The sequence below is a fragment of the Shewanella pealeana ATCC 700345 genome, from assembly GCF_000018285.1.
In the GTDB taxonomy this organism is placed as follows: domain Bacteria; phylum Pseudomonadota; class Gammaproteobacteria; order Enterobacterales; family Shewanellaceae; genus Shewanella; species Shewanella pealeana.
Window position 1 is genome coordinate 996,244 of sequence record NC_009901.1, and the last position, 24,220, is coordinate 1,020,463.

Annotated in this window: 19 protein-coding genes; 13 read left to right on the top strand and 6 right to left on the bottom strand. The window is 45.1% G+C overall.

Going from position 1 to position 24,220, the window contains the following annotated elements; translation table 11 throughout:
- From brnQ to recJ, 4 genes are all read left to right on the top strand, one after another.
- Entirely contained in the window at positions 1 to 1,344 is a 1,344-nt protein-coding gene (gene brnQ / locus SPEA_RS04225; RefSeq protein WP_041411279.1) for a branched-chain amino acid transport system II carrier protein, read from the top strand.
- A 517-nt stretch (positions 1,345 to 1,861) separates the two neighbouring features.
- Positions 1,862 to 2,764 carry a site-specific tyrosine recombinase XerD gene (gene xerD / locus SPEA_RS04230; protein ID WP_012154066.1) on the top strand — a complete coding sequence of 301 codons (903 nt, stop codon included), beginning with the start codon at positions 1,862 to 1,864 and terminating at the stop codon, positions 2,762 to 2,764.
- 224 nt (positions 2,765 to 2,988) lie between these two features.
- Positions 2,989 to 3,714: a bifunctional protein-disulfide isomerase/oxidoreductase DsbC gene (gene dsbC / locus SPEA_RS04235; RefSeq protein WP_012154067.1), complete on the top strand. Its 726-nt coding sequence runs from the start codon at positions 2,989 to 2,991 to the stop codon at positions 3,712 to 3,714.
- A gap of 167 nt (positions 3,715 to 3,881) precedes the next feature.
- Complete coding sequence (gene recJ, locus SPEA_RS04240; protein ID WP_012154068.1) at positions 3,882 to 5,606, top strand: single-stranded-DNA-specific exonuclease RecJ; 1,725 nt, start codon at positions 3,882 to 3,884, stop codon at positions 5,604 to 5,606.
- Positions 5,607 to 6,153: 547 nt separating this feature from the next.
- On the opposite strand, the gene SPEA_RS04245 is transcribed toward recJ, so the two are convergent.
- A complete protein-coding gene (locus SPEA_RS04245) occupies positions 6,154 to 6,633 on the bottom strand; it encodes an Lrp/AsnC family transcriptional regulator (protein ID WP_012154069.1) in 480 nt (159 codons plus the stop codon).
- A gap of 218 nt (positions 6,634 to 6,851) precedes the next feature.
- Between SPEA_RS04245 and SPEA_RS04250 the strand changes: the two genes are divergently transcribed.
- From SPEA_RS04250 to SPEA_RS04270, 4 genes are all read left to right on the top strand, one after another.
- Positions 6,852 to 8,153, top strand: a complete 1,302-nt coding sequence (locus SPEA_RS04250) for an L-cysteine desulfidase family protein (RefSeq protein ID WP_012154070.1) — start codon at positions 6,852 to 6,854, stop codon at positions 8,151 to 8,153.
- A gap of 956 nt (positions 8,154 to 9,109) precedes the next feature.
- A complete protein-coding gene (locus tag SPEA_RS04260) occupies positions 9,110 to 10,369 on the top strand; it encodes an SLC5/6 family protein (protein ID WP_086024347.1) in 1,260 nt (419 codons plus the stop codon).
- 729 nt (positions 10,370 to 11,098) lie between these two features.
- A complete protein-coding gene (locus tag SPEA_RS04265; protein ID WP_012154072.1) occupies positions 11,099 to 12,481 on the top strand; it encodes a hypothetical protein in 1,383 nt (460 codons plus the stop codon).
- 129 nt (positions 12,482 to 12,610) lie between these two features.
- Complete coding sequence (locus SPEA_RS04270) at positions 12,611 to 13,024, top strand: NUDIX hydrolase (RefSeq protein ID WP_012154073.1); 414 nt, start codon at positions 12,611 to 12,613, stop codon at positions 13,022 to 13,024.
- A gap of 448 nt (positions 13,025 to 13,472) precedes the next feature.
- Here SPEA_RS04270 and SPEA_RS04275 read toward each other — a convergent pair whose 3' ends face one another.
- Both SPEA_RS04275 and SPEA_RS04280 read right to left on the bottom strand, forming a co-directional pair.
- Positions 13,473 to 14,798, bottom strand: a complete 1,326-nt coding sequence (locus SPEA_RS04275; protein ID WP_012154074.1) for an NAD(P)/FAD-dependent oxidoreductase — start codon at positions 14,796 to 14,798, stop codon at positions 13,473 to 13,475.
- 125 nt (positions 14,799 to 14,923) lie between these two features.
- Positions 14,924 to 15,955: a GlxA family transcriptional regulator gene (locus tag SPEA_RS04280; RefSeq protein ID WP_012154075.1), complete on the bottom strand. Its 1,032-nt coding sequence runs from the start codon at positions 15,953 to 15,955 to the stop codon at positions 14,924 to 14,926.
- Positions 15,956 to 16,082: 127 nt separating this feature from the next.
- Here SPEA_RS04280 and SPEA_RS04285 point away from each other — a divergent pair, with 127 nt between their 5' ends.
- Complete coding sequence (locus SPEA_RS04285) at positions 16,083 to 16,697, top strand: LysE family translocator (RefSeq protein ID WP_012154076.1); 615 nt, start codon at positions 16,083 to 16,085, stop codon at positions 16,695 to 16,697.
- A 213-nt stretch (positions 16,698 to 16,910) separates the two neighbouring features.
- Here SPEA_RS04285 and rpiA read toward each other — a convergent pair whose 3' ends face one another.
- Positions 16,911 to 17,570, bottom strand: coding sequence for a ribose-5-phosphate isomerase RpiA (gene rpiA, locus SPEA_RS04290; protein WP_012154077.1), 660 nt, complete (start codon positions 17,568 to 17,570; stop codon positions 16,911 to 16,913).
- A gap of 305 nt (positions 17,571 to 17,875) precedes the next feature.
- On the opposite strand from rpiA, the gene SPEA_RS04295 reads away from it, so the two are divergent.
- Together SPEA_RS04295 and SPEA_RS04300 are read left to right on the top strand one after the other, a co-directional pair.
- Entirely contained in the window at positions 17,876 to 18,820 is a 945-nt protein-coding gene (locus tag SPEA_RS04295; RefSeq protein ID WP_012154078.1) for a DUF808 domain-containing protein, read from the top strand.
- A 53-nt stretch (positions 18,821 to 18,873) separates the two neighbouring features.
- Positions 18,874 to 20,013: an endonuclease/exonuclease/phosphatase family protein gene (locus tag SPEA_RS04300; RefSeq protein ID WP_012154079.1), complete on the top strand. Its 1,140-nt coding sequence runs from the start codon at positions 18,874 to 18,876 to the stop codon at positions 20,011 to 20,013.
- Between the two features lie 25 nt (positions 20,014 to 20,038).
- Here SPEA_RS04300 and SPEA_RS04305 read toward each other — a convergent pair whose 3' ends face one another.
- Positions 20,039 to 20,539 (bottom strand): toxin-antitoxin system YwqK family antitoxin, encoded by a 501-nt coding sequence (locus SPEA_RS04305; RefSeq protein WP_041410839.1) that lies wholly within the window; start codon positions 20,537 to 20,539, stop codon positions 20,039 to 20,041.
- Positions 20,540 to 20,737: 198 nt separating this feature from the next.
- On the opposite strand from SPEA_RS04305, the gene SPEA_RS04310 reads away from it, so the two are divergent.
- Together SPEA_RS04310 and SPEA_RS04315 are read left to right on the top strand one after the other, a co-directional pair.
- Positions 20,738 to 22,507: an alkaline phosphatase D family protein gene (locus tag SPEA_RS04310; protein ID WP_012154081.1), complete on the top strand. Its 1,770-nt coding sequence runs from the start codon at positions 20,738 to 20,740 to the stop codon at positions 22,505 to 22,507.
- Positions 22,508 to 23,031: 524 nt separating this feature from the next.
- Complete coding sequence (locus tag SPEA_RS04315) at positions 23,032 to 23,592, top strand: phosphoribosyltransferase (protein WP_012154082.1); 561 nt, start codon at positions 23,032 to 23,034, stop codon at positions 23,590 to 23,592.
- A gap of 380 nt (positions 23,593 to 23,972) precedes the next feature.
- Here the strand turns inward: SPEA_RS04315 and SPEA_RS04320 are convergent, their stop codons facing one another.
- Positions 23,973 to 24,185, bottom strand: coding sequence for a hypothetical protein (locus tag SPEA_RS04320; RefSeq protein WP_012154083.1), 213 nt, complete (start codon positions 24,183 to 24,185; stop codon positions 23,973 to 23,975).
- Positions 24,186 to 24,220 lie beyond the last annotated feature (35 nt).

A 24,220-nucleotide genomic window follows, 5' to 3' on the forward strand; every position in this document is an offset into this window, starting at 1 on the left:
ATGGGGCATAAAGTGCAGAATAATCAAATGAGTATTGCAGACACGCTAGGGTTAGGTTTTATGACCTTTGCGTTTTTTTTGGGGGCTGGTAATTTAATCTTCCCTCCTTTAGCTGGCTATTTGGCAGGCGAAAATATCACGCTAGCTATGTTTGGCTTTCTTATTACAGCGGTCGGTCTTCCCCTTATTACTCTGATTGCTGTCGCTAAGGCGAACGGTAAAATTATGCAGTTGCTGCCTCCCATCGCAGCGACCGCATTAGCAGTGTCAATTTTTATCATCATAGGTCCAGCGTTCGCCGCACCAAGAACCGGACTCGTGGCTTATGAAGTCGGCTTTAAGCCATTTTTAGAAGATACATCAGCCACCTTTATGATAGCTGGTTTGACCTTTAACATAACTCAGCTTATTTATACGTTGGGCTTCTTTGGTCTTTCAATGGTGTTAGCGCTGTTCCCGGGTAAGTTGTTGGATAGCGTCGGTAAAGTATTAACCCCTATTCTGATCCTGTTGTTAGTAGGTCTAGCGATCTCTGTTATCGTGATCCCTGGTAGCGATATTGGTGCTGCGGTTGGCGATTATCAAGCAAATCCACTTACTAAGGGGATCTTGGAAGGCTATAACACCATGGATACCTTGGCTTCATTGATCTTCGGTATGTTGATTATCGATATCCTGCGCAAGAAAGGTATCACTGAGCCAAAAGCACAGACTAACTATCTGATTAAAGCTGCACTAATTGCTGCGGCAGGCTTGGCATTTGTTTATGTGTCTCTATTTTACTTAGGCGCAACGGCGGGGGATTTAGCTGTTGGTGCAGAAAACGGCGGCGTGATCTTAACTAATTACGTTATCGCTAAATTTGGCGCAAGCGGCATGGTATTGCTTTCATCTGTAGTAACACTAGCCTGTTTAACCACTGCGGTAGGCCTTATTAGTGCCTGTAGTGAGTACTTTAACGAGCTATTGCCAAAGATCTCTTACCGTCGTTTTGTTGTATTGGTGAGTGTTGTTTGTGCAACCGTTGCTAACGTTGGTTTAGCGCAGCTAATCGACATCAGCGTGCCTGTACTCATGACTGTTTACCCTGTGGCGATCGCATTGGTTGCGGTGACCTTCTTAACTGAACGTTTTGCTCACCCAAAAACAGCGCATCGCTTAGTTGTTAGTGTGGCGCTATTCTTCGGTATTATTGATGGCTTTAAAGCGGCTAAAGTTGATGTAAGCATGTTTAACTTTATGCCACTACATAACGAAGGCATGGCATGGTTGCTACCAACAGCTATCGTGATTGTGGCTTGTATGCTGATTAAAAAGCCTAACCAGCAGCTAGCGGCAAACTAAAGCGAGCGGCAAACTAAAGCGAGCGGTTAAAGCTAATAGCTAGTGTGAATAGCTAAAGCCAGTTTGATGGCATAATATTGAGGCGATGTTTCTAGGAACATCGCTTTTTTTGTTTAAAAGAAGGTTTAAAAGAAGGTCCTAGGAAGAGCAGGTTCTAGGTGCTAGGGAAAAGCTAAGACGGCAAGAGCCGGAAAGGCAAACAGACTTTTGTAGGTCGGCATTTATGCCGTCAAAGGTTAAAATAAGGTTCTAGGATAAAGCCAAGACGGTAAAAAATGGACGGCCAGCGGCCTTACGGAACGCTGCGCTTACGGAAAACCTTGAAAAGCCAAGAAAGGTTCTAGGCCCTAGGAAGGGCTGAGACGGATAAAGCCGGAAAAGATAAAGCCGGAAAACCAAAGATAACGGCCTGACGCTTATGGCTTTTGCTTTTCCTAGTAGGGCTTTAGCCCGTCCTCGCAGCGAAGCGTCCTAGGATCTAGGTCCTTCTTTATTAAATCGTAGGTAGGAATAATAAGTGTCAGAGAAGTACACGCCCAATAGTATTATTGATCTGTTTTTAGATGACTTATGGTCAACCAAGGGCTTAAGCGATAACACCTTGAGCGCCTATCGCACCGATCTGCGTCATCTCGACCGTTACTTGCAAAAGCAAGGTGACGATCTAGTGACTTGTTCTCAGTTCGACATCCGCAACTATTTGGCTGAGCGCTTCGACAAAGGCTTCGCTAAGACCAGTAGCGCGCGCATGATGAGTAGCCTTAGACGCTTCTATGGCTACCTTATTGTCAAAAAGCAGATCGATAGCGACCCGATGGCACTGATTGAGTCCCCCAAACTTGCGCGAAAGTTGCCTGACTCCCTCAGTGAAGAAGATATCGACCGTTTGCTGGCCGAACCTGAACAAGACGATCCGATAGAGAGTCGTGATAAAGCCATGCTTGAGCTGCTATACGCCACAGGGCTTCGTGTGTCAGAGCTGGTGGGACTGACCATGGAGCAGCTAAGTCTGCGCCAAGGTCTGGTGCGCATTACCGGTAAAGGTGGCAAGGAGCGTCTAGTACCGCTGGGGGAGCTGGCCATCACCGAGATAGAGTCATACCTTAAATTTGCCAGAGCCGAGCTACTCAAGGGCAAGCAGAGTGATGTGCTATTTCCATCGAAACGGGCGCAGCAGATGACTCGTCAGACGTTTTGGCACCGTATCAAGCTTTATGCGCTTAGAGCGGGGATCAGCACAGAGCTTTCTCCGCATACTTTAAGGCATGCATTCGCGACCCATCTACTTAACCATGGTGCAGATCTGCGCGTGGTGCAACTGTTGCTGGGTCACAGCGACCTGTCGACAACACAGATCTATACTCATGTGGCCACAGCAAGATTAGCTAGCCTACATAGCGAGCATCATCCAAGAGGCTGATTTAAGCAGCTTGATATGCATCTGCTGTTACAATTTGTTGGCTGGTGAATATCTTTCAGCAAATCTAGACTTAAACATAAATATTTGATGGATTTCACGTCTGTACGATTTAGTTACAGCAAATAATTTGCTTTAACTGAGTTGAGTCTGTAACTTTTCAGCTCCAGACAAGGTCTAATCTTTTATATCCATCAGTCTGCCCCTTACATAGAGTAGGAAAACTAATGAAGTTCACTCGAACATTTTCTTTGATTGCTGCGATGATGATAGCACCAGCAGCCCTAGCTGCATCGAATAGCAGCGACGATACTGCCGCGTTAAAACAAAAGCTAAGTGACGCATTAAGCGTTGAAGTGATCTCAATTAAGCCTTCACCCGTTGCAGAGTTATATGAAGCCTACACAGATCGCGGCGTGCTTTATATTTCTAGAGATGGTTCAAAGCTATTTCACGGTAGCCTTTATGACTTAGATAAAGGTATGAAGAACCTTACTGAAGCCGCTATGGCCGGTCCTCGTTTGGACATGTTGAAGCCACTTGAAGACAACATGTTGGTTTACAAGGCCAAGAATGAAAAGCATGTAGTGACTATCTTTACCGATGTCAGCTGCGGTTATTGCCGTAAGTTGCACAACGAAATGGACGGTTATAACGATCTAGGTATTACAGTGCGTTACCTTGCCTTCCCGCGTGCTGGTGTGCCATCGGCTAATGCCGACGAGATGGAGTCTGTATGGTGTGCAGCCGATCCGCTAAAGGCGATGGGCCAAGCTAAAAATGGTAAAGCGATTAAGCAAGCTAAGTGTGACGCTAAGATTGCTGAGCAATATAATGTAGGTCAAGCTATTGGTATTAACGGTACACCGGCAATCATTCTTGAAGACGGTACTTTGATCCCTGGCTACCAGCCACCTAAGGCACTGTTACGTACACTCGAGTCAGTACAGTAATCTTTAGGCCGATATAAGACCAACATAAGACAAAACACTGTCTTATGAAGTACAGTCTTATAAAGTAATCGCTAAAAAGGTGAGCCTAGGCTCACCTTTTTTGTGCCCCTTTTCTAGCAGTCTTTGTTATGCTGCTACTGTTTTTAGTTTTAAGGGTTTAATCCAACGTGATCCATAAGATAGTTCGCCGCCCAAGAGTCGATGATAGCCACCTGCCCGATACATTTTCGCCGATTTTAAAACAGATCTATGCCAGCCGTGGAGTCAGTGCGTCTGACTGCGAGCTGAGTCTAGCTAAGTTACTCAGGCCCAATACTATGGCAGGGCTTGAGCAGGCTGCCAAGATAGTTGCTGATGCCATTGAGGCACAAGAAGCAATTCTTATTATGGGTGACTTCGATGCCGATGGCGCGACCTCGACCAGCGTCTGTGTGTTGGCGCTGCGGATGATGGGCGCACAGAAGGTGGATTACCTTATTCCGAACCGCTTCGATTACGGTTATGGATTAAGCTCTGAGATTGTTGCGGTTGCGGCGAGTAAAAATGCCGAGCTGTTGATCACCGTCGACAACGGAATTTCATCCATTGAAGGCGTTGCCGCGGCAAAGGCCTGTGGCATGACGGTGGTGATCACCGACCACCATCTACCGGGTCATACCTTGCCGGACGCCGATGCTATCGTTAACCCAAATCAAGATGGCTGCGGCTTTGCTAGTAAGTCGATTGCCGGTGTGGGCGTAGCCTTCTATCTGATGTCAGCGCTTAGAGCCGAGCTTCGAAGCCGCAACTGGTATCAACTGCAAAACATAGCCGAGCCTAATCTTGCTCAACTACTGGATATTGTTGCCCTAGGCACAGTTGCCGATGTGGTGTCGCTAGACACCAATAACCGTATCTTAGTGGAAGCGGGTTTACAGCGAGTTAAAGCGGGACGTTGCCGTGTTGGTATTACCGCCCTATTGGAAATCGCTAAACGTACACCGTCACGCATCGTTGCTTCAGACTTTGGTTTTGCAGTGGGCCCAAGGCTTAACGCCGCAGGTCGTCTCGATGAGATGGCGTTAGGGGTGGAAACCTTATTGTGTGACGATATCATGCTAGCAAGGCGCATGGCATCAGAGCTCGATGGTCTAAACGCTGAGCGACGCGACCTTGAAGCCGATATGCAGCAAGAAGCGCTCAAGAGTCTTGAGAGTATCGAGCTCAACGAAGCCGAATTGCCGTGGGGAATTGCAATTTTCCAAGCCGACTGGCATCAAGGTGTGATTGGGATCTTGGCTTCGCGGATTAAAGACAAGTATCACCGTCCTGTAATCGCCTTTGCCGAAGCGGGTGAGGGCGAAATTAAAGGTTCGGCGCGCTCGATTAAAGGTTTGCATATGCGTGACCTATTAGAGCTTATCAACACCCGACACCCTGGGCTTATTTTAAAATTTGGTGGCCACGCTATGGCGGCGGGGTTATCTATTCAAGCGGGGCAATTTGCCCAGTTTGCCGATGCCTACGATAAAGCCGTACGTGAAGTGCTAGCGCCTGAATTACTGACGGGCGAGCTAGTCTCTGATGGTGAGTTGGTACCCGAGCAGTTCAAGCTTGAGCTTGCCAGTGAGCTTAGAGCCGCAGGCCCATGGGGCCAGTCATTCACTGAACCCTTATTTGATGGTTACTTTAGGGTGATTCAGCAGCGCATCGTTGGTGAAAAGCACTTAAAATTGATTCTGGAAACGGAGTGCGGCCGAGTGATGCTCGATGCCATCGCTTTTAATGTGGATTTGAAGACCTGGCCCGATGCCACGATTCAGTATGCACAGGTGGTGTATAAACTCGATGTGAATGAGTTTAGAGGCAACGAGAGCTTGCAGCTGATGGTTGAGCAGATTGAGCCTAAATAAGCCTATAGTGGAATGACACCAAGGAAGAGGGATGCACTAGTTGCATCCCTTTTTGTTTTCAGCCCTAAACCACCTACTTCAGTAGGTGGTTATCATCAATTAGGCTTTGCCTGAAAAACCTTCTATGAATTCCGGGGGTAAGGCTATGTTTAACGACTTATTCGCACGCCGACTTTTGTTTGAAGATAAAGTGTCCATGGAGGCTCGCTTATCGCATCCCTGCGATACACGGCTTATAAGTTCATTTAAACATAGCTTGTTAGCTCAAGTGATGCATGAGCTTTGCTAATAGTGGGGGGCAAGCTCCTAAATCAGGACCACAAATGTTCCCTACATTTGTTGGCATTTCCGCCAATCCATGGCAGTCAGTGATTTAGCCCATGCTTTAAAGAAAGGCCTATAGGGATATATTTACGGCGTCTTGCTAACGCACTGTAGGAAAGCTCCCTTTTAGGGAGTCTGCTTTGTAACACATGGGCAAAGCCACCTTCTTAAGAAGGTGGATTCTTTACTAGGTTTACACAAACGGGGAGGCGATGAGCGTTAACTACGCAGGTTTTAATGGCAACACCGTGCTGAATTTCAATGACTCCATCGCAAAGGTGGACGTAACATTGGTTAACCCAGCCACTTGATTGACCAAGCGTTTATAAAAGTGATCAAATGCAGCCATATCTTCAACTTGTACCCGCATCATATAATCATATTCCCCAGCCATGCGGTAAAATTCCATCACTTCAGGCATGGCATAAATAGCTTCAATAAATGTCTCATACCAAGCATGGGAGTGATCACAGGTCTTAACCTGCACAAATGCGGTGAAATCGACGCCTATTTTACTGGGATCGAGTAGGGCTACCCGCTTGTTGATCACGCCTTCTTCTTCTAAACGCTTTAGGCGTTTCCAGCAGGGGGTGGTTGTTAAATTAACGGCTTTAGCTAACTCGTTAAGCGATAAGGTCACATCGTGCTGCAGCATGGTGAGCAACTGTCGGTCAACTTTATCTAGTTTTACTTTTTCAACCACAAGGTTCTTCCTTACAGAGATTATCTATTGATTATCTGTTTTTGCTTATTTAAGCGTCTGCATAACTCTCGACTGCATTCTAGTAGAAAATCCTTCTCTTTTATGCCTTGTTTGTAGAAGAAATGGAAAAATAATTCTTCAAGTAATCCATTACAATGAAACAAAGATTGCAATGTCTTTATTCCAATTAGTGTCGATTACTAGAAGCGAGTTGAACGATGAAACAACACTTATGGCCTTTATTCCTTGAAGCAATTAAACGCGATGTAGTTCCTGCCCTTGGCTGTACCGAGCCCATTTCTGTTGCATTAGCTGCCGCAATTGCCATTGGTGAGTTAGGGATAAAAAACCAAGCCAGTAACGTCAAAATGGACGTCAGTGTTTCTGCTAATTTAATGAAAAATGGCATGGGCGTTGGTATTCCTGGCACTGGGATGGTTGGCTTGCCTATTGCTGCTGCAATCGGGGCGGTTGCAGGCGATAGTAATGCGGGTCTTGAGGTGTTAAAAAATCTCACTGATAGCGACGTTCAAGCGGCTAAATTAATGCTGGATAACGGCCAAGTGACAGTAGGCGTCGCTGATGTGGCTAATGTTTTATACGCCAAAGTGACGGTTTATTATCAGCAGCAAACGGCGAGCGTCACCATTGCCGATAGCCACACCAAGGTTATCGCGATTGAAAAAAATGGTGAACAATGTTTACCCGCTCCAGAGGTCGAGTCTGTTAATGACAAAAGTAACAAAGCCAATCCGTTTACTGAGGCAAGACTGCAAGATATTTATGATTTTGCCATGCATGCACCATTGGATGACATAGGTTTTATTATGCAATCCAAAAGCCTAAATGATGCCTTATCTATTGAAGGACTCAGTGGTCATTATGGTTTAAAGATTGGTGCGACATTGGTTAAAAACCAAGAGAAAGGCCTATTATCTGGTGGCTTATTGACTGAAGTACTCGCCCGTACTGCAGGGGCTTCTGATGCACGTATGGATGGCGCCATGATGCCTGCGATGAGTAATTCGGGCTCAGGCAACCAAGGTATCGCGGCAACCATGCCTGTCGTTGCTTGTGCTGAGTTTCTTAAATCCAGCGAAACACAAACTATCCGTGCGTTAATGTTGTCGCATTTAACCGCTATCTACATTAAGAGCTATCAAAACAAGCTCTCAGCCTTATGCGGAGCGACAACGGCAGCTATGGGATCAGCTGCTGGCATTACCTATTTGCTAGATGGTGAAATTGAGCAGGTAAGTGCTGCAATTTGTAGCATGATTGGTGATGTTAGTGGCGTTATTTGTGATGGTGCAAAAACAGCTTGTGCAATGAAAGTGTCTTCATCGGCAGGGGCTGCGGTAAAATCTGCCTTGATGGCCATTGATGGCATTCGAGTTACCGGCACTGAAGGCATTGTTGCTGATGATGTTGACCAAACTATCAGTAACCTTGCGACATTAGCTAATGGCGCAATGACACAAACCGATGTGCAGATCTTAGAGATTATGATGCACAAGTAAGTACAGGCTTTTTGATAAAGCCTAGTAAGAGCTCTATTAAGAGTTCTATTAAGATAGTTTATCAATAAACTAAAGCTTGAACACAAAGCCAAGTCGGTACTCAGTTAACAGTCACTGTTAATTGAATGTCGATTTGGCTTTTTAGTTTTCAGCCCTACACCAGCTACTTCAGTAGGTGGATCCTTTACTTCTCCCTTCGATAAACAATCCTAGAAAGCAATTTCAAGACAGCTAGTTTCAATAAAAAGCTAACCTCAATCATGACTGCTGCACTAGCAAGATTTTCTCTTTTCAGTTTCTAATTCTAATTCATTCTTGGTCAATGGGATCCTCAGGGCTAAATTGCTCAGTAAGTCAGTATTCCATCAGCGACTGCCTCTACATGTTCTCTCACTTCTAATAGAACCGCCAAGTAAACGATACCCGCTTGATTTTTATACTGATTTTAACTGTGTGTGGGCTAGTGATATTGCTCACGCATTGATTTGGTTTAGTTGTGCCTATCACTTTAATTCGCAAAATGTGCGCTACACCTCTCACGGCTAAAAAGTGAAGTTGTGAAGTTCGTCTTGTTTTTGCGCGCATGTTAGCAAGCAAGTAATGACTAATAAGGTGAAGAGCATCAAACTATTGAGCCGTTAAAAGTGATTAACTCTTGATCTGGATCAGTACGAAAAAACGATGTGAAAAAATCACTGAATTGAGAGTATGTTTTGCTAAATATACGCCAATAGCTATGAATTTTAATAAAAAATTTCTCTTCATCCTTGAGTATGCTCAGGCCTAGCAAACGCTGTAAAATCATGTGTTCTCATAAACATAAACATAACCATAATTATAATTTTTATCATATCAGTGGCTCTAGCCAAATTTAATGGAATTGATATATGAGTGAACTAGTTCAAGGCGCACCTAAGGGTGACACCCAAGCGCAACCTCTACACCAACGCGCCAATATGACCAAAGCCGAATGGCAACAAGCCACTAAGTTCGACAGTGTCGACCTTGGTTGGATTGTGATGAGTATTGGTATGGCTATCGGTGCAGGTATTGTATTTTTACCTGTTCAGGTTGGCGTGATGGGACTATGGGTATTTTTGCTGTCATCCATTATTGGTTACCCAGCAATGTACTTATTTCAAAAGTTATTTATTAACACCTTAGCCGAGTCAAAAAAGTGTACTGATTACCCTGGTGTTATTGAAAACTACCTCGGAAAAAACTGGGGTATTGCATTAGGTGTGCTTTATTTCTTGATGTTGGTCATTTGGGTGCTGGTTTACTCGTTAGCCGTGACCAATGACAGTGCCTCTTACCTGCATTCATTTGGCGTCACTGAGGGCAAGCTTAGTGACAATGTATTCTATGGTTTAGGCTTAATCTGCATATTGGCTTTTATCGGCTCAAAAGGCGAAAAGCTGCTATTTAAACTGTCTGGTTTTATGGCAGTGACAGTGCTGACGCTGGTGGCAGTAATGGGAGTATTGTTGATGGCGCGCTGGGATATGGCGAATATTCCAAGTATGGGTGAGTTTGGCCCAATGCTGAAGAATGCCATTATTACCCTACCATTTACCTTAACCTCGATTCTGTTTATCCAATCGTTAAGCCCTATGGTTATCTCGTATCGCTCACATGAAAAGTCGATTGAGGTTGCGCGTTTCAAGGCTGAGCGAGCAATGAAAATTGCCTTTGCCATCTTATTCGTGGTGGTGTTCTTCTTCGCAGTATCGTTCACCTTTGCCATTAGCCAAGCGCAAGCAACTGAGGCGATGAACCAGAATATCTCTGCACTGGCGATTATTGCACAGTACTTCCCTGGCAGCTGGGCGACTATCACCGGTATCGTGATTAACATCTTTGCGGTTGTAACCTCGTTCTTCGGTGTGTTCTTAGCATTCCAAGAAGCCTGTCGTGGTATTGCAATGAACATACTGCTGCGCAGCCGTAAAGAATCTGATATCAACAAAGAGCTAGTTAATAAACTTATCACCGTCTTCATTATCTTACTGGCTTGGTCTGCGATTGCCTTAAATGCACCAATCCTGTCGTTCACATCTATCTGTAGCCCTATCTTCGGTTTAGTGGGCTGTTTAATTCCAGCTTACTTGGTGTACAAGGTGCCACACTTGAACAAATATAAGGGTTGGGCGACGAATCTGATTATTGTGACGGGTGTTTTGTTGTGTATCTCACCTTTGTTAGCGTTTATGTAATTGCTGATTAGCAATTTGGCTAATCAAGCTGGCGCTTGGGCTTTAGTAATCAAACTTCGTTTGATGAAAGTGATTAAGTTAGACTGCGTCTAACAATTAAAGTCGTGGGATTCCATCCCACATTAGCTAATCAAACTTCGTTTGATGAAAGGTCGTGGCGCTTCGCCCCACATGTGGGGCATCAGGCAGCGCCTGACCAACGCTTTACTGCTATAGACAATCAAGCTGCGCTTGATAAACGTCGTGAGCTTCCAGCTCACACTCGGGCAAGAAGGGGACAACAGCTTCCCCCTCTTGCATCTCCCCAGCCGCCCCGGCGAAGTTACATGCGTTGGGTGCGAGCCTCATACTTATGGATAAATTACTAACGCTTCCGATGGGGCGTCCTGCCCCGCGAAAGCTAGCCAGACATCCATGTCTGGGCTCACGAAATTTATTCCAACGTATTTCGGCAACTTCGATGGGGAATCGGTGTTTTCTGTGTGATCGGCTATGAACGTTACTGCTTTGTAGTGATAAAAACGAGACTAACCGTTGGTGTTTTGTGGAACTACAGTGTTTCATAATCTTCTGTCAATTTTAGTACTACTCATTAAAACAATAGGTTACATTGGGTATTCTGAATGTTATCGAGACGCACAGATAATATTTAAAGATGCAGCACAGATAACAACGTTATCTGTGCAGCTATTTAATAAGCTGTTATGCACCATGAGTAAGGAATAGAAATTGCCAACTTGTCATCACTGGGGAGGAGCAGACGGAGCAGATTGTAGAGATGTATCTACGGATATCGTATATAAGGATGAAAATGGCCATCATTTTTGTTTGTTACATGCTCCTAAATATTACGTAGCTCCTAAAGGTTTTTTTCTAGGAGATAGAGAAAATTATTCACCTAAATCTAAAAATATAAGCAAAGATACATTTGATAAGCATCTGGAAACTTTAATAAGTAATCAAAGTTCCAATCCGGACACTAGAATTGATCATATCTATTTCCCATCAAATTTCCCCAACTCGTTTGACAGCTATAAAGAGCCGGAAAGAAGATATTCATTTCATCGCTGTCATAATCTAACTTCTTTTTCGAATAGCCAATTTAAAGCTATTAGAATTCATAACTGTGAAATGGGTGGCTTTCATATTCACAATCTAGAACTAGAAGAGTTAACTTTAACTAGCACCAAGATTATTAAAGACTCAATTCTAAGGGACAGCAAAATAGACACTGTGTCTATTAATCATACAACTTTCGAATGTCCATTTAGGATCTCAAAAATAAAAGAAAAAAATAGTAGCAGTAACTACAAATGTTCAATATATCTCAATGAAGTCAGCTTCAAGCAAGATGTTCAGATCAGCAATATAGAATTCAATGATGAAAACTCAGAGTTTAGAGTGGTTAACTCTATATTTGAAAGGGATTTATACTACAGCGACAATAAAATTAATGACTTTATAAACTTCGAATATTGTAAGTTCAATGGTGGTAAAGCATACCTGGAAAATATTGATGTTAGTAAAATAAAATTATCCAGAATAAACCTTGAGTATATACGTTTCACAAATTGCATTTTTCCTGAACGCTATGAGGAAATAGAGATTGAATCAGCTACGCGAGCAGAAGAAGTATATCGAGATCTTAAGAAAGTCGCCTTCGATCAAAAAGACTATTCTTTGGTATCTAAATGGCATTATTTAGAGAAGGAAATGTTTTTAAATAATCAAAAGGTAGAGAGAAACCATCTCATTAGTATGTTTCTTACAATATATAAACTTCTTAGCGGTTATGGAGAGAAGCCCTCGCAAGCTTTGAAGTCATTATCCTTATACTTGTTGTTTATTGTAATATCACTAATTACATTAGCAGTTACACACACAGGGATTAGCACTACTATAGACTGGGAAATAGTAAGATCATTGATTTATAGTTTGAGGGATTTCATACCTTTCTTTATTACTCCAACAAAATCGTCGTTGCTTGAGTATATAAGTGGAAATTGGGGGTTAGTATTCGTATACAACTTGATTGCAGCTGTCGGAAGAATATATTGTGTTATGCAGGTTGCTTTGCTTACATTTTCAATAAGAAACAAAATGAAGCGGTAACCGAAGTGCATAACAAGGCGCTGCTGTCGGACAATTTTTCCGCTGCGATCCAAAATTGCCGCAGAGCGCGGCGTTACCCCATTGGCGCCATATTCTAGTTATAAAGTGAAGTTAGTTCTAAGGTAAATAATGATGAAAGTGATTGATAAGCTTGCTTGGGTTTTTATTCAAGATGGTAAGTTGTTGGCGGTACGCTCGAAAGGTAAAGAGTTGTTCTATCTGCCGGGTGGTAAGCGTGAGGCGGGTGAGAGTGATGAACAGGCGTTGATGCGTGAAATCAAAGAAGAGCTGTCTGTTGAGCTTGTGCCGAGTAGCATTGAGTATATGCAGACTTTCACGGCGCAAGCGGACGGTAAGGCTGAGGGCGTGTCGGTTAAGCTGACCTGCTACTTTGCTGATTTTACTGGTGAGTTACTGCCTGATGCTGAAATTGAACAGCTTGAATTTCTTGATATGAATGATGAAGCGGTTTGCTCGGTTGCGGCCTTAGTTGCAATGCGCTGGCTTGAATCCAAATCACTGCTCAACAGTAAGAACACCTAATCCCTATCTCAGCTTTAGCCATAACCTAAGAGCTAATTGGTCATAACTGGCTGACAGAAAACACCACTCCCCATCGAAGTTGCCGAAGTGCGTTGGAATCAATCGCGTGATGCCGACAGGGATGTCGGCGTAGCTTTCGCGGGGCAGGATGCCCCATCGGAAGCGTTAGCGATTTACCCATAAGTATGAGGCCTGTATCTAATGCATGTAACTTCGTCGGGGCGTCATGGTGGATGCAAGGAGGATAAGGACGAGCAGTCCTCCTTGCCCGTGTGTGAGCTGGAAGCTCACGACTTTGGTCAGGCGAAGCCTGATAGGTGGCAAAGCCACGACTTTTTATCAAACGACGTTTGATTACTCAAAACTTGTTAGATGCAGTCTAACTCTACGCTCAAACGAAGTTTGAGTACCAAAGCGAAACTTAGGTCGCAATCCTAAACCCCAGTTTTTAGTCAAACCGACTAGGTGAAAAAGGTGTGAGATCCAAACAGGTTTCCTCATTGGATATGAGTTCACTGACAAGTTTCCCCGTTATTGGGCCAAGACTGAGTCCCATCATGGCGTGCCCTGTGGCTATGGTTAGATTCGCTAACTGAGGAACTCTGCCAATAATCGGTAGGCCATCTGGGCTGCAGGGGCGAAAGCCTGACCAAAACTCTTCTGATTTAACCTGAGCTGTATCTAAGTCGGGTAAATAGCGGGCTGCGGATTTGGTTAGACCCTTGATCCGGTTCTGACTGATGCCAAGTGACTCTTGGCTAGATAACACACCGAGCTCCATGGTGCCGCCAAATCGAATGCTCTTATCTAACGGGCTTACCGCCACTTTGGCTTCACTTAAGATAAACGGGGTGCGGCACTTAAGCTTGGTGCCCTCTTTGACGGGCGGCTTGTCGAAGCTAACACAGATCCCTTTGCCCGATTGTACTGGCAGGTTAAGCCCCAGCTGTTTGGCAAGCTTGGGCGACCAAGCGCCGTTGGCGAGGACAAATTCATCGGCGTTAATCTCAGCATTTGCGGTTGTTGCTCCACTGATTTTTTGAGTAACGGTATCGGTTGTGAAGCCTGTTATCTCAGTGCGTTCCCTAAACTCCACTCCTTGAGCGGCTAAGTAGTTTTTCATCGCCATAATAAACTCATAGGGGGCGATATGGGCATCTTCTGGGTAAAAGCTAGCGCCCATGACATCGAGTTTAATATTGGGCTCTAGTTCTCTTAAGGTTTGGGGAGTGAGCATCTTGGCTTTCAATCCGAGCTTGTTGGCTTGGCACACAGTGGTTGCCTCGTCGTTTAGGCCTTGCTCTGTGTTACACAGCATCAAGAGCCCGTTTTGATGAAACTCAAAATCTAATTCTGGCACTTGGTGGAGTATCTGATACAGCTCAAGAGACTTAAGGTTGATATCTAAAATCGCCTGTTGACTGGCTAAGGTATGCTGCGGCGTGCACTTTTTAGCAAAAGATAATAGCCATTTTAAGAAGTCGATATTAAGGCTTGGACGTACATAGAATGGGCTCTGTGGATTGAGCATCCACTTTAGGCCTTTTTGGATCATGCCCGGCGCAGCTAGCGGAATGAAGTGACTCGGGGTGATGTAACCCGCGTTACCAAAGGAGCAGGCCTTGCCTATCTCATCTTTGTCGATAACCACCACAGACTTACCTGCCTTATTTAGATAATAGGCAGTGCAAATTCCGATAATGCCGCCACCAATCACAGCAACATCCTTCACAGCAAGATCCTTGGGAGCCTTGTTCATCTGCTTATCCATCATCTTCTTTCCTTGGGCGCGGGTTTTATGGGATAACCTACAGCGCTGAGATGAATCTAGTTTGTTCTAAATCAAGTGTTGTTAATAAACAGAGCCAAGATGAATTATTCTAATGATGGATAAATAGTTTAGGTGAAAAGCTTGGGCTTACGTAATGAATTAGGACTGCAACCGAAGCGCTTGCGAAACAGCTTACACAGATAGCTCACGTCCTGAATACCCACTTCGTCAGCCAAATATTGCAAGCTATGGTCGGAATTTACCACTCGCCAATGCAGGTGCTGTAGTCGCATTTCACTCCAGTATTCATGAGCCGTCTGCCCAAAACAGTCTTTAAATTGTCTATCCAGTTGGCGGCGACTTATCGCTAATTTATCAGCCAGTGCATCGACTGTGTCAGAGCTGGCGAGTAATTGGCGCATCAGGCTGATAGCTCGACCAACGTGGCGACTTGCTGTGTTGTTTATTTGAATATTGGTATTGAGGGATTTGAGTTGGTGCCTTTGCTCTCTCGCTTCATCCACAAGCATGTCCGCCAGCCCCTTGAGTGCCTTTGTCCGGCCGCAATGGCGGGCTAATAGCTCAACAGCGAGATCGATAGCTGCACTGCCTCCGGCGCAGCTGATCCGCTTCCTATCGATGCAATAGAGCTGTTCGGTGCGGATGTCGATTCGTGGAAAGGCGGTGCGAAACTCTTGTACGTGGCGCCAGTGCACCGCCACACTGTGGTTATCAAGTAAACCTGCTGCGGCAAACAGAAAGCAGGCATTATCAATACTGACTAAGGTGACTCCTTTCGCTGCGGCTAAGCGCAATAGATCTTGATACTGTTTGGGTAGCTGCTGACAGCTTCGGGCACTACGGCCGCCAAACACGACTAAATAGTCATAATCGGTTAATTCAATCTCATCCACAGTCGTTGTTAGTTCAACTGAAACACCGCTGCTGGATAGCTGGTGGCAGGGCGTTAACCCGACAATCTGCCAGCTGCAATATTGCTGCTGACTGTAATCCTCCTCGTCGGCAGAAAAGCGCAATTTATCCAGAAAACCTGCGAATGGCAGCATGCTAAATTCGGGTAAGGGCAGTAGCAAAAAACGTACATCTGGGGCGTTAACTTGGCCGTTTGCGGCTGCGTTTTCGATATTTGAATGAGACATATGATTTCTTCGTACAGTAACGTCTAAATATTACCTTGCTTTGTCTTGATTGTATCAGGTTCGATAGTTCCTCCTCTCCTATAATCCGCTCCAACATAGAAACTATCGCTTTATCACAGGAAAAAGTATGGCATTAGACACTTGGCTTATTTATCTCGTTGCTGTTATCGGTCTGTCGCTCGCCCCCGGGCCCAATGGACTGCTGGCCTTAACTCACGGGGTAATGTATGGGCATAGAAAGACACTTTTTACCATTAGCGGCGGTGTGCTGGGTTTTGTTGTGTTGATCGCTCTGGCTATGTTTGGCATCGGTGCATTACTGCTTGCCTCAACGGATCTGCTATTAGTCTTTAAGTGGATAGGCGGCATATACCTTATTTGGCTGGGTATACGCATTTGGCGCTCCCCTGCAATAGCGTTGCAGCCCGTAGGTAAGGCGGTGGCTGTGAGTCAGTTTGGGCTTTTTAGACAAGGCGCGTTAGCGGCCATAACCAACCCTAAGGTGCTGTTATTTTTTGGTGCCTTCTTGCCTCAATTTATCGATCCAGAAAAGTCATTACTCAGCCAGTTTATGGTGATGGCTGCGACATTCGCGGTGGTCGAATTTGTTGTCGAATACTTGATCGCCAGAGTCGCGACTAAACTTAGACCATGGCTTGCTCGCAGTGGTAAGCGCTTCAATCAATGTTGTGGTGGAATGTTCGCGCTGATTGGCGCCAGCTTACCCTTGTACAATAATTAAATCAGGGTTTCCTTGGCTCGGTATAGAAGGGGATCGCAGTGGCTTATTGGATTGTTATGAGTGGCTTTTTCGAAGAGCTAATGGCTTATCTAAATGTGAGTGACTAGCGAGTTTACTCTATCATTCTCAGTTAACGCCTTAAATGGTAAACAAAAAAGCCACTCAAATGAGTGGCTTTTCAATGCTTAGATAACGAGAGAACTAGATAACCCGTTAAAAGGTAACTGTCTTCACGCCTTCAGGTGTGCCAACTAATAAAATATCAGCGCCGCGCTTAGCGAATAGGCCGTTAGTCACTACACCAACAATGCCGTCAATCTGCTGTTCTAGCTCTTTTGGCTTCATGATCTTCATGTTGTACACGTCGATAATGATGTTGCCGTTATCGGTAACACAGCCTTCGCGGTAAACAGGATCTCCGCCCAGCTTAACAATCTGGCGCGCCACGTATGAACGTGCCATTGGGATCACTTCGATTGGCAGTGGGAACTCACCTAAAATGTCGACTTGCTTGGTGTTATCAACGATACAGATAAACTTATCTGCAACTGCGGCAACGATTTTCTCGCGAGTCAGCGCTGCTCCGCCACCTTTAATCATGTCCATTTGGCTGTTGATTTCGTCGGCGCCATCAACATAAACAGATAACTCATTGACGCTGTTTAGGTCAAAAACGGGAATACCTAACGCCTTCATTTTCTCTGTTGACGCTTCAGAGCTTGATACTGCACCTTCGATATCGAACTTCATTGTCGCTAGTGCATCAATAAAGTGATTGACCGTTGAGCCGGTACCTACACCAACAATGCTGTTTTCTTCTACGTACTGAAGCGCAGCCCAACCGGCAGCTTTTTTCATTTCATCTTGAGTCATTATGAAATCCTTTGTTTAAGATAGAAGTTAAAGATAAAAGTTATAGGCAAGCATAGAAATATTGCCGACAGTATACTCGTTTAGCGAAGCAAAGTTGCTTGAATTTTGCTTTAAAAGTCACTCGTAAGGACTATCATGTTTACCTTGGGCCAAGTGAAAGAGCATTTTTTGCTTTGGCTAACAGTTTATTGCCATTAGCTTATTCACAATAACCGCTATAGTGTGAGTATTATTGATGTAAATCGCTAGATTAAGTATGAGATGGATTTTCGGCGTGAGCGCCATTAAGTGATAAAGGAGTCGATATGGCAGGGGCAAGCTTATTAACCTTGTTAGATGATATCGCGACGATTTTAGATGATGTCGCCGCAATGAGTAAAATTGCCGCCCGTAAAACGGCGGGTGTGTTGGGCGATGATTTAGCCTTAAACGCTCAGCAGGTGTCGGGCGTTAGCGCCGATAGAGAGCTGCCTGTGGTGTGGGCGGTTGCAGTAGGTTCATTTAAGAATAAGTGCATCTTAGTGCCTGCGGCTATGTTAATCAGTGCCTTTATTCCTTGGGCGGTGACACCGCTACTGATGTTTGGTGGCCTGTACCTTTGCTATGAAGGTTTCGAAAAAATTTACCACAGTTATTCTGCCAACAAGCACCACCAAATCGATGAGTCTCAGGCAAGCCCAGAGGAGATTGTCGATCTAAAGCTATACGAGGCCAATAAGGTTAAAGGCGCGATACGGACCGACTTTGTGTTGTCAGCGGAGATCATCGCCATTACCTTAGGCATTGTGGCCGATAAGAGCTTGAGTACTCAATTTTTCACCCTAAGTGTTATCGCTATCGTGATGACCATAGGTGTGTATGGTTTGGTGGCTGGTATAGTCAAAATTGATGATGCAGGTCTGTATCTGAGTCAGCGTCCCGGTGAAACTCTGTGGGCGAGATTTAAGCGTCGTTTTGGTCTGATGCTGCTTAACTCGGCGCCTTATCTAATGAAGACTTTATCTGTGGTGGGCACCATAGCCATGTTTATGGTGGGCGGCGGCATTTTAACTCATGGCTGGCACTGGATGGGGGCGCAGATAACGTTGGCGGCGCAGTGGATTGAAGCATTCGAGTTTGTCGGACCTGTGGTCGCCTTTATCACTCCAAGTATTTTAAACGCAATTTTTGGCGTCATAGCCGGTGCTGTAGCGGTATTGCTGATGGAGCTGTTTATTAAGCTAAAGGGCGATAAAGGCTCTGCCGAATAGCTTTAGTGTTAAAACTTAATTGTTAGCTTAGATATCCATATGGAAAGGTCGTAATGGCGAATACAAGTACCAAAACAAACAGGGTCAAACTAGCAAGCTTTAACCTGTTTAATTACATTGAACCGCCTTTAGCCTATTACGATTTTGAAAATATCTATAGCGCAGAGCAATGGCAAAAAAAGCAGTCTTGGTTAGCTGAGTTTTTAGCGCAGCACCAGCCGGATATTATTGGCTTTCAAGAGGTGTTTTCAGCGTCTGCATTGGATGAACAAATGCACGCTGCTGGCTATGAGCATTTTGCCACAGTTGGTGAACCCACCGTGATTGACGATTATATTTGCCGCGACCCGGTTGTGGGCCTTGGCTCAAAATTTCCGTTCACAGAGGTCACCGCGATTGAAGCAGAGGCTGAATATATTCACGCGCTTGGGCTAAACCCGAACTTTGCATTTAGCCGCAAACCACTTCGTGCCACAGTTCAATTACCGCTGATTGGCCTTTGCGATATTTACGTGGTGCACTTTAAATCTAAGCGCCCGCATCTGGATGAGTTGCCAGCAGCCAAGTTTGTTCAGTCAAAGGTTACTCAAGCAACAAATGCCTCGTCGGCAGCTTTGGTTAATTTTGGTGAGCTATTAGGGCGTAACAGCCTTGGCCAATGGGCATCGAGTATTCAGCGCGGCAGTGAGGCGGCGTTACTGTTTCATGCCATGCTGCAAAGACGCATAGAGACCAATCAGCCGATGATATTAATGGGCGACTTTAATGAAGAGCTGACAAGCTCGGTATTATCGCCGTTAACTAACCGCGAGCTGCGTTTTGAAAAAGAGGGGCTAGGTCAGTTAGCGAATTTTCCGCTAACCGATGCTTATAAGCTGTTTCAGCAAGGTTTACAGGACTTGTTTGGCGTTAAGGCAACAGATTCAAGCCTTGATGAAATTGCTGCGGAAGAAGAGCGAATGCTTGCCAAAGCGCGGGCATCGCGCGCGCCGACTCATTACTACGGCGCCAGCGGTAATGTGCTGGATTACATTTTATTGTCGGCAGACTTTGATCCAAGCTTTGATAATAGCGTTGCCGAGGTTTGTGACTATCACACCGAAGACAGGCACTTAGTGAACCCAAGCTTTGAGCGTGATAGCCAAAGTAGCGACCACGCGCCGGTTACTTGCACCTTACGCATTAGGCGCTAACGTTAAAGCAGACTTTGTAGAGATGTTATTCTATCCATTGACCGTTTTTATAGACTCTTGTTTCTTTTATAGTTCCATCTTCATTAAAATACGTCCACAGTCCTTCAGGTCGGTCATTTTTATGAAAAGACTCACGAGCTAAGGCGCCACTTTCATAATAAAGCAGCCATTTTCCGAGTGCTTGGCCATCCTTAAATTGGCCTTGTTCTTCTATTGTGCCATCTTCATAAAACTTGGTTAGGATCCCATGGGGTTTGCCATCTTTAAAGTGCTCGGTTCTTGTTACTCTGGCATGGCCATCATAGCTGACAACTTCTCCTTGGAGTAGCCCGTCGCTAAGGTAACCTTTAGCTCTAACTCTTTGCAGTTTGTCCTTATGCAAAAATACCCCAGTATAGAGAGCGTCTTGATAGTAGATAACACCATCTCTTTGCTCTAAGTCGTCAAAGAGCATGCTTTGCTCTGTGCTGCTACAGCCGCTAAGTAAGGTAATTAAAACTACCAATGTTGAAATAGCCTTACACATTATCCTTCGTTCCTTTTAGGCGGAATACCACTAAATTTTTTTGATGTTTTGCTGACAGCATTAAGCTGCCGATTAAATTAATTGGTATTTAACAATTGGTTTACATTTCTGTCTTTTTCGTGTCATGGTGGTGCTTTAGTATCCAAACTGATTAGACCTCGTACCACGCAAGAACGTAATATTAAAGGAATAATAACAATGAAACGACCTTTTACTCGAAGAGACTTTTTGGCAATGTCGGCAAAGGGGGTTGGCGCTGCCGTTGTATCCTACGGCCTGATGGGCTGTAGTAGTGACGATGACGACAATAATGGCATTTATGCCGAATTCCTCCACGGCCTTGCTAGTGGCGACCCAAGCCATGACGCGGTGATACTTTGGACCCGTGTCACCCCTAAGCGTGATGGCGAGATCAAGGTGTCGTGGGAGGTGGCGACCGATGCTGCATTTACCCAGTTAGTGAGTAATGGCGAGACCATGACAAGCGGTGATAGAGACTATACGGTTAAGGTTGATGCCACAGGGCTTGAGGCGGGTCGCCAGTATTTTTACCGCTTCAAGACGGGTAATAAAACCTCGCAGCCGGCAATGACTAAAACCTTGCCACAGGGCGCCATCGATAGCGCTAAGTTTGCCGTGGTGTCATGCGCTAACTTCCCTGCAGGATATTTTAATGTCTACGAGATGGCATCAAGAATGGACGATCTCGATGCGGTCATCCACTTAGGCGATTACATCTATGAGTATGCACGGGGTGAGTACGCCAGCGAGCGCGCCGAAGAGCTTGGGCGTGAAGTCTTGCCCGAAGGTGAGTTGATGAGTCTATCTGATTATCGTACCCGTTACGGTCAATATCGCAGTGATATCAGTTTGCAGAAGTTGCACGGTAAAACGCCATTTATTACCGTATGGGATGATCATGAAGTGGCCAATGACAGTTGGCGTGATGGCGCTGAGAATCACAACGAGGGTGAAGGGGATTTCGATGCCCGCAAAGAGGCCGCGTTGCAGGCTTACTTCGAATGGCTGCCTATCCGACCATGGAGAGAAGGCAATCATGAAGAGATCTATCGCTCGTTCAATTTTGGTGACTTAGTTGACCTGCATATGCTTGATACACGACTCCTAGGCCGAGATAAGCCACTGGATTACGCCGAGTATATGGATCCTGCTACGGGGGGCTTAGATAGCGCACGCTTTATGGCGGACATTACCGACACCAACAGAACCATGCTTGGGCAAGATCAACAAGCTTGGCTGCAAACGGCGTTACTGACTTCGACGGCGACTTGGCAGGTATTGGGGCAGCAGGTATTGATGGGGCAGATGATGCTACCTGCAGCCATTGCGACTCAACAACTGTCGATCCCTGAGTTTGGCCAGTTGGCGGCGTTAGCACAATTTGCTGCCCGAAAAGCGGCGGGCGACCCAACGCTGACCGCAGATGAGCTTAAGTACCTATCTTTCTACGGGCATAAGTTGACGCCTGAGGCGATGGCTCTGCTGCAGTTGCCTTCTATTCCTTACAACCTCGACTCCTGGGATGGTTACGCCTACGAGCGAGAGGTGATTCTAGCGACGGCAAAATCACAGACAAAAAATCTAGTGGTGATTGCAGGAGACACCCATAATGCTTGGGCTAATGAACTAAAAGACGCCGCCGGTGACGCTGTGGGAGTCGAGTTTGCGACTAGCTCGGTATCATCACCGGGGCTTGAGTATTACTTAGGCATAGAAGAGAAAGATATTGCCGCAACCGAGGCGGCGATTGTCGATTTAGTCGATAACCTTGCCTATACCAACTTGATGAATCGAGGATTGATGACGCTCACCTTCACTCACGAAGAGGTTCGTACTGACTGGCGTTACGTCGATACAATTTATTCTCGTGACTTTACAGAAGATAGCGAGAGAAACTTCTCAATGGTTACCAAAGCGGGCAGTCATGGGCTTATAGCGGCAAGTTAGTACTTGCTAGGCTATCAATTAACCTATCCATTCTCTGGTCTATTTATTTGGTTACTAACTTGGTTATTAACCAAATTAGTAACTAACAGGCTAAAGAGTGATTAATAACTTAAGGCTACCTTAGCGGTGGCCTTATTTTTTAGTGATAGGGTGTAAGTTTTCCGCTTTTTTGCAGCAATTATTAGCGTTTTAGTATAAAATTCGCCTCCAAAATCCGGTGGGTGCCTAGACTTTGAACAGTGAATGCGATTTATCGATTCACTGGGCGCTATTCCCGATCTTGGGATAGACGTCGTCACCTACTTTTTATCGTAATCGGCTTAACTGTTTTGATCTATTCTTAGAGAATAATCTTGGCTTGGTGTGGTAAACAAGGCGCACTAATCTTATGTTTTATTCTTTACTTTGTAGCACTCCTCGTCAGAGTGCTAACTTGAGTAGAGCGAGTTCAGTTAGCGTTTAATTACAGCTGAGATTGCGATAGGACTTAATTCAGATATTAATAACAAGATGGGGACGGTCAGATGTCAGAGAAACGCTTTATTACCGCACAAGAGCTGCTAGAGGATTCATTTCGTTTAGCGGCGCAAGTTTATGAAAGTGGCTTCCGTCCACAGTTTATCGTGGGGATTTGGCGTGGTGGTGCTCCAATCGGTATCGCGGTACAGGAGTTTTTTGACTTTAAGAAAGTTGAGACTGACCACATCGCAGTACGTACCTCGTCTTACTATGGCATCAACAAGCAAAGCAAGCAGATCAAGGTTCATGGGCTACATTACATCGTAGAAAACGCTAATGCCGGTGATGGTCTACTGATTGTCGATGACGTGTTTGATTCAGGTCGCAGTATCCATGCGTTGATGGAAAACTTAAGCGACTTGATGCGCTTGAATATGCCAAAAGATGTGCGTATTGCTTGCCCATACTACAAGCCACAAAATACCGCAGTGCCATTAAAGCCAGACTACTTCATTCATGAATCTGATGAATGGTTAGTGTTCCCACACGAAGTCTCAGGTTTGTCTGCAGAAGAACTTGCCGAAGGCAAAGGCGACTTGAAGAACATTAAAGATCTGTTTGTTTAAGCCTTATAGCGCTTGAATTCGCAGCTAAAAGCCACCGCAAGGTGGCTTTTTTGTTTTAAAAAAAGGGCCTAGGACCTAGGACGCTCTGCTGCTAGAGCGGACTTCGCCCTGCTATACAATCAAAATCAGGCACGCAGTTATCTTTTGCTTTTTCTGCTTTTTCGCCTTTGCATTTCCTAGGACCTAGGACCTAGGACCTAGGACGCTTCGCTGCTAGAGCGGACTTCGTCCTGCTATACAATCAAAATCAGGCACGTTGTTATCTTTTGCTTTTTCTGCTTTCCCGTCTTTGCCTTTACCGTCTTAGCATTTCCTAGCACCTAGAACCTAGAACCTAGAACCTAGGGCCTAGCACCTTATTCTCCTGCTCTTCTGAGAATCTAAAGCCTATCTATCTCATCTTTGAGTTGATACGACTTGTCTGTGACTATCTGCTCTAGGGTGCCGACCCGCTCCCTTAACTTTTCTAGCTCGGTTTTAATACTCACTAATTCATCGAGTTCGACTCGACCTTTATGTTTGTTGTATTCCTTAAGCGCAGCGATAGCAAACACGCCTATGATAGCCAGTGCGGCAACCGTGAACGGCCCCATATGTCGCTCCTTGATGAGTAGCAGTGCTACTCAAG